A 5,419-nucleotide genomic window follows, 5' to 3' on the forward strand; every position below is an offset into this window, starting at 1 on the left:
GCCCAGCATCCCGCGGAGCAGCCTCATTCATGGCCCGGGCGGTCGCCTCGTCCAGGACACCGGTAGCCGGCAGTCCGTGCTCCCTCTGAAAGACGGACACCTGGGCCGAAGTGTTGCGGCCGTAAATCCCGTCGGCCTCCCCCACGGGGTAACCCAGCCACGCCAGCAACTCCTGCGCCGCCAACACATCCAGCCCCACGGTGAGCACCTTCAAAGGTCTCCTCCAGGAGAACTTCGGCCTCGGCCCCCTATCTTCCTCCTGCACCAGAATTTGGGGTTTCAGGGGATTCCCCTCAATCACGTGCCCGTTGGGCGTCAGGTACTTGGCCGTGGTCAGCCGCACCGCGCTCCCTCCGCCCAGGGGGATGACCGCCTGCACCGACCCCTTGCCGAAGGTGGGCGACCCCACCAGCACCGCCTTACAGCGATCCACCAGCGCCCCCGCCAGGATCTCCGACGCGCTGGCCGTCCCCTTATTCACCAGCACGACGATGGGCAGCCCCAGCCCCGGCCCGTCCGCCTTCACCACCTGGCTGGACTGCTTGCCTATGATGTGCACCACCGGCCCCGCCGGCACCAGCTGCCGCGCCACCGCCACCGCCTCATCGACGAGGCCGCCCCCGTTATCGCGCAGGTCGAGCACCAGCGCCCGCAGCTCCCCCTGCTTCCTCAACTCCTCCAGCGCCCCCGCAAACTGCCCTGCCGACCCCTCCCGGAACGACACAATGCGCACGTACCCGACGCCATCCCCCAGCATCCTGCTCTCCACACTGGGGATGACGATCTTCTCCCTCACCACCACTATCTCCCGCGGCTCCTCCCACCCCTCCCGCATCACCAGCAGCCTCACCGGCGTCCCCGCCGGCCCCCTCAACAGCCCCGCCACCGCCTCCGGCGCCATGCCCCTCAGCGCCTTCCCATCCGCCTCCACCAACTCATCGCCCGCTCGCAGGCCCGCAGTACTGGCCGGGCTACGCGGGAACACAGATTGCACAACGATGGTGCCGTCAATGCTCTCAATGGCAACTCCAATTCCGTCGTAGGCGCCTTCGATTCCCAGAAGAAAGTCTTCGACTTCATGCTGTGTCATATAGGCACCGTAGGGATCACCGGTCGCCCGGACCACAGCAACCGCTGCCGCGTGCCACAGAGCCGCCCTCTCTACAGGACGCACGGACAGCGTGGCCAGCACTTCTACCAGCATGGCGAGTGTACCCACGCTGGCCTCATCGACCTGCCCGCCAACTGCCCTTGGGGGAAGCACCGCCAGGGATACGACACTTGCGACCACTACCATCATGACGACCGCGGCCAGCCCACGCCTCTTTCCCCGAACCATTCGTGAGTCCTCCCTGCTGTTTGCATGATCCCGTCTTTCCACGGCTCCCGGCATCTACGGCTTCGGCGAAGCGGCCCAGCAGCCAACCGCACCCAATACAGAAGGGGGTCACCCAGGAGGGCGCCCCCCCCTTCTGCTAGCCAGGACCTAGTCCTCCGGGTTCGCCCACACCAGCACTACGCCAGCGCCGGCAGTCTTCTCATATACCTTGATCTGATCGCCAACCGCCAGCGCACCCACGCCCGTGCCCTTGTAGGCGACGGCCGAACCACTGTACACGACCGCTTCCTTCGGCACGGTGAACATCGCGTAACTGCCGTCGGCTTTCAGTACGGTGACCGTTGTGTCTGCGATGGACACGATCTCACCTTCATCCGCATGCTTGACGAGCTTGTCGGCGGCGGTCCAGCTAGACCCGGTCACGGCCGCGTACACGAAGTCGTCTACCGTCAGCCCGTCGAGCTCATTGCCCACGGCGTCCTTCTTCGTGTAGCTCTTCGACTCACCCTTGTAGTCCATGAAGAGGGTCATGACCTTGGTGTAGCTGCTGAAGGTGTACCCGACGTACTTGCCGTAGATCGTATCCGGCTCCGGCGCAGCCAGTTCGCCGGTGGTCGCGTAGAGCAGGCCGCTCGTCTTATCCGCCGGCCACACCTGCAGGGTGGCATTCACCTTCAGCGAACTGAGGGCTGCCCACTCTTCGCTACCGCTGGCCGGCACCAGCCTGATGGCAGCGTTAGAACCGAACTGCAGCACCTTGAGCGTCCCACCGCCGACGTCGACCGTGACCTTAAGGTTGGTAGCGTCCACGGCCTTGATGGTGTACGCAGAGCTGAGCGGGCTGCACTCGATCAGTTGCGTGACCTTGCCATCAGACGTAGTGAGAGCCAGACACTTCTTGGTCTCGTAGTTCGTCGTGGGGAACGTATACCCGGCCGCCCAGGAAAGGGTGACCTTGCCCGTCGGGGTATCCATCTCGATCGTCTTCGCCGTGCTGTCCTGCTTGGTCACGATACCCACGACGCCCGCACTACCGGTGGCCGTGGCCAAGCCGACCTCACCCGAAGCGTTGAGGCTGAGAGTAACAGCCCACCCGACGTACGAGGCGATCCCCGTTTCCGGATTGGCAACCCACGCACCGTCAGCCTTCAGCTTGGCATCGGTACCCAGCTTGTACTCCGTGCCGCCCACGACTACGTAGGTCTTGCCGTCGGCCTTCTTGAGAACGTTCTCGATGTTCCCGCTAACCTTGGCGTCCGACGCCGAGATGTAGCAGACCTTGCCCGCCGAGTCGAGAGCTATGTCAGCCACGTCGCCAGCCTTCAGCCCGGAGAACGCTACCGCCGAGCCGTTCTTGAGGAAGCTCGCGTTCGTAGCTACATCCTTCGTCTCAGTGGCGCCGTCCTTGCCCTTGACGTAGGTGATCTTCTTGCCCGTGGTCGTCTCCTCGACCTTGGTGATTACGGCGTTGTTCACGTCCACCTTGAATCCGACGATGAACGCGACCTTCCCGTCCGCATCGAGGAACGCGCTTACAGTATCACCAGACTTGAAGGCCGTGTACACTTTGTCCTTCGTTGTCAAGAACTGGTCAACCAAGGTCTTGTTCTTATACGCCGTCACCTTGTCGGCCCAGTTTTTCTTGACCGTCGTGGTACCGACCTTGATCTGCACCTCGTCGGTGCCATCGATGTCGGTGTCAGCGGCGAGTTTGCCGGATATCACGCTGTCGACGTCGGTGACATCTTCGGCGTACTTAACCTTGGTGCCGATGTTGATGGTGTTTAGCGCACGCCCCAGCAGGCCCGCAGTGGCCACACCCTCGGGCATGGTCCAGACAGGCCACTTGCTGGCGTCAGTGCCCACCACGGCCTTAATCTCAGCGGCCTTGAGGGATGCATTCACGTCGCCGGTAGAGGCAACCACGATATCCTCGTGGATCTTGCCGCCCAGCGACTTCTCGAGCAGCGTCTTGGGATCAGTCTTGTCCTGGTCGTCCCACTGCTTCTCGTAGTCCCAGATGCCCAGATCTTCAAGGTACTTGTATTGTACGAGCTGCGCATTCAGGGCGTTCCACAGCATGATGGCCATGTCGCCCCGGGTGACGAAGTCACCGCCGAACTCCACGCCCTCGAAGAGGCCGTTCTCGGAAGCAACCACCATGTAGTTGCTGGGCCATTCACCGGGCAGGTTCACGTAGCCGAGCACCCGGCCCAGCACGGTGGCGGCCTGCGGGAACGTGATGTTCTCGTCAGGGTGGAAGTTGCCGTCGGGATAACCCGCGAGCAGCTTCTTGGCCACCGCCACGTTCACGTAACCGCTCGCCCAGTGTGTCGCCGGCACATCCGCGAACTTGGTGGGGCCGGCCATGTACTTGACCACGCCCTCCAGCCCAAGCAGGCGCACGGCGAAGGCCGCGAACTGAGCCCGGGTCACCGGGGCAAGCGGCATCCACTGGCCGTCGATGCCCTTGGCGATACCGAGGGCTTCCAGCTTGGCGACGGCATCAGCGCACGCCTGGCCCTGCACATCGGGGAAGCTGGCCGGCGTGAGCACCGCCGCGCTGGCAGTGGCAGCGATGGAGAGTACGAAGGCAACTACCAGGGCTGCCACTAACGCTTTTCTCACGTCTTCTAACCTCCTTTACACGACATTGAGAGTCCTCTGGCCCTTTGAATGGATGTGTCGCACTGTGTGAGTCCCACCCCCTGCTTCTACAACGTTTACTCCGGGCGAGGCCACCCCTCCCCCGGAAAATGTGCTGGAGGAAGCTATTCGCTATCCACCCGCAATTTTCCTTCTGGGGAGTTGCTATCTGGCAGCTTGACCTCTACCTGGAGTGATCGCCGTTCCTTCCCTTTGTGACGCATACCCTGGTCATTTTGTTCCCGGCAGCCTGTCCAGGGAATTGCAGGAATAGAGGTGGCCCTCGCAGAACACCAGGAGTTTACCACTCACGTGCTGACGAAGTGCGCTTGCGAGGGCGGGGCGCCGGGAGATGGAGGGGGCACGAAGGGAAGAATAGGGTTGGTATGGAATTAGGCACCAGTGAGGTGCGGGGCATGACCGAGGCCGAACTGCTCGAGATTATTGCCGGCGGGGAGTCCTTCACCGTGGAGTTCAAGGGGGAAGGCCGCCAGCCCCTCAGCGATCGCGACCTGGTGGAGGCGGTGGTGTGCCTGGCCAATGGGGAAGGCGGACTGCTGCTGGTAGGAGTTGAGGATGACGGTACGGTAACCGGGGCGCGCCCGCGCCACGAGGGCGGTTTCACCGATCCCCGGCGGGTGCAGGCGCTCATCGCCAACCAAACCCGCCCCTCGCTCGCAACCAGGGTTTACAGCGTTGAGGTCCGCGGCAAGATGGTGCTGGCGATCGACGTTCCCCGCAGTCCGGTCCCGGTGGGGACCACCGAAGGCAAGTACCTGAGGCGGGCCATCGGAGGTCGGGGCGAACCCGCCTGCGTTCCCTACCACTTTCACGAGATGCAGGCCGGCTGGCAAATGGAGGCGCCCAGGACTACTCGGCGTTGAGGGTCCCCGGCGCCACATGGGAGGACCTGGATCCCCTGGAGTTCGAGGCTTCGAGCCCATCCAGTACGAGCAGATGGTGTTGCAGTATGCCCGCAAGCACGGCAGCATCTCGCGCAAGGAAGTGAGCGAACTCTGTCAACTCGCCCCTCCCCAGGCCTACCGACTGCTCCAGCGTCTTGTGCGCCGGGGAGAACTGCGCATGGAGGGCAAAGGCCGGACGGCCATATATCGCCCGACTGGCCACCACCCACCCCGCCGCCGCGCGACCGCCCAGCCATAGCGCGCCAGATGTTCACGTTGTTTATGTACTGCTGCCGGCAGGCAGGACCGGTAGGACGAACATCGCGTACCGCCAACCTCCCACCGAGCAATATACCAGGCTGTCCCGGGCCTGGTAACCTCCGGCAGACGCGCTCCATGAGCCGCCTCACGGCCGGTGCTTCGGTAGCACGGACAAGCCGTGGGTCAGAGCCGCCTCCCAAAGCCGACTATCCCAGCACGCAAACGTGATCGGCTCTTTGACCTTCCGCTGTAACACAATAGCCGCTGC

At 63.4% G+C, this 5,419-nt stretch carries 4 protein-coding genes; 2 read left to right on the forward strand and 2 right to left on the reverse strand.

All coding sequences use genetic code 11. The features are described 5' to 3' along the window. Together AB1609_14875 and AB1609_14880 are read right to left on the reverse strand one after the other, a co-directional pair. On the reverse strand, positions 1 to 1,339 hold a 1,339-nt coding region (locus AB1609_14875; protein ID MEW6047741.1), incomplete at its 3' end, for a S41 family peptidase. Between the two features lie 147 nt (positions 1,340 to 1,486). After that, the gene (locus tag AB1609_14880) at positions 1,487 to 3,967 is read right to left on the reverse strand and encodes an S-layer homology domain-containing protein (protein ID MEW6047742.1); all 2,481 of its coding nucleotides are present in this window, start codon (positions 3,965 to 3,967) and stop codon (positions 1,487 to 1,489) included. A 404-nt stretch (positions 3,968 to 4,371) separates the two neighbouring features. Between AB1609_14880 and AB1609_14885 the strand changes: the two genes are divergently transcribed. Both AB1609_14885 and AB1609_14890 read left to right on the forward strand, forming a co-directional pair. Then, positions 4,372 to 4,869, forward strand: coding sequence for an ATP-binding protein (locus tag AB1609_14885; protein MEW6047743.1), 498 nt, complete (start codon positions 4,372 to 4,374; stop codon positions 4,867 to 4,869). 16 nt (positions 4,870 to 4,885) lie between these two features. Further along, the gene (locus tag AB1609_14890) at positions 4,886 to 5,149 is read left to right on the forward strand and encodes a helix-turn-helix domain-containing protein (GenBank protein MEW6047744.1); all 264 of its coding nucleotides are present in this window, start codon (positions 4,886 to 4,888) and stop codon (positions 5,147 to 5,149) included. The last annotated feature ends 270 nt before the right edge of the window (positions 5,150 to 5,419 follow it).

This window comes from Bacillota bacterium (assembly GCA_040754675.1).
Lineage (GTDB): Bacteria > Bacillota > Limnochordia > Limnochordales > Geochordaceae > Geochorda.

Coding starts and splice junctions, on each gene's coding strand:
- AB1609_14885 (MEW6047743.1), top strand. CDS start 4,372: ATGGAATTAGGCACCAGTGAGGTGCGGGGCATGACCGAGGCCGAACTG.
- AB1609_14890 (MEW6047744.1), top strand. CDS start 4,886: ATGGGAGGACCTGGATCCCCTGGAGTTCGAGGCTTCGAGCCCATCCAG.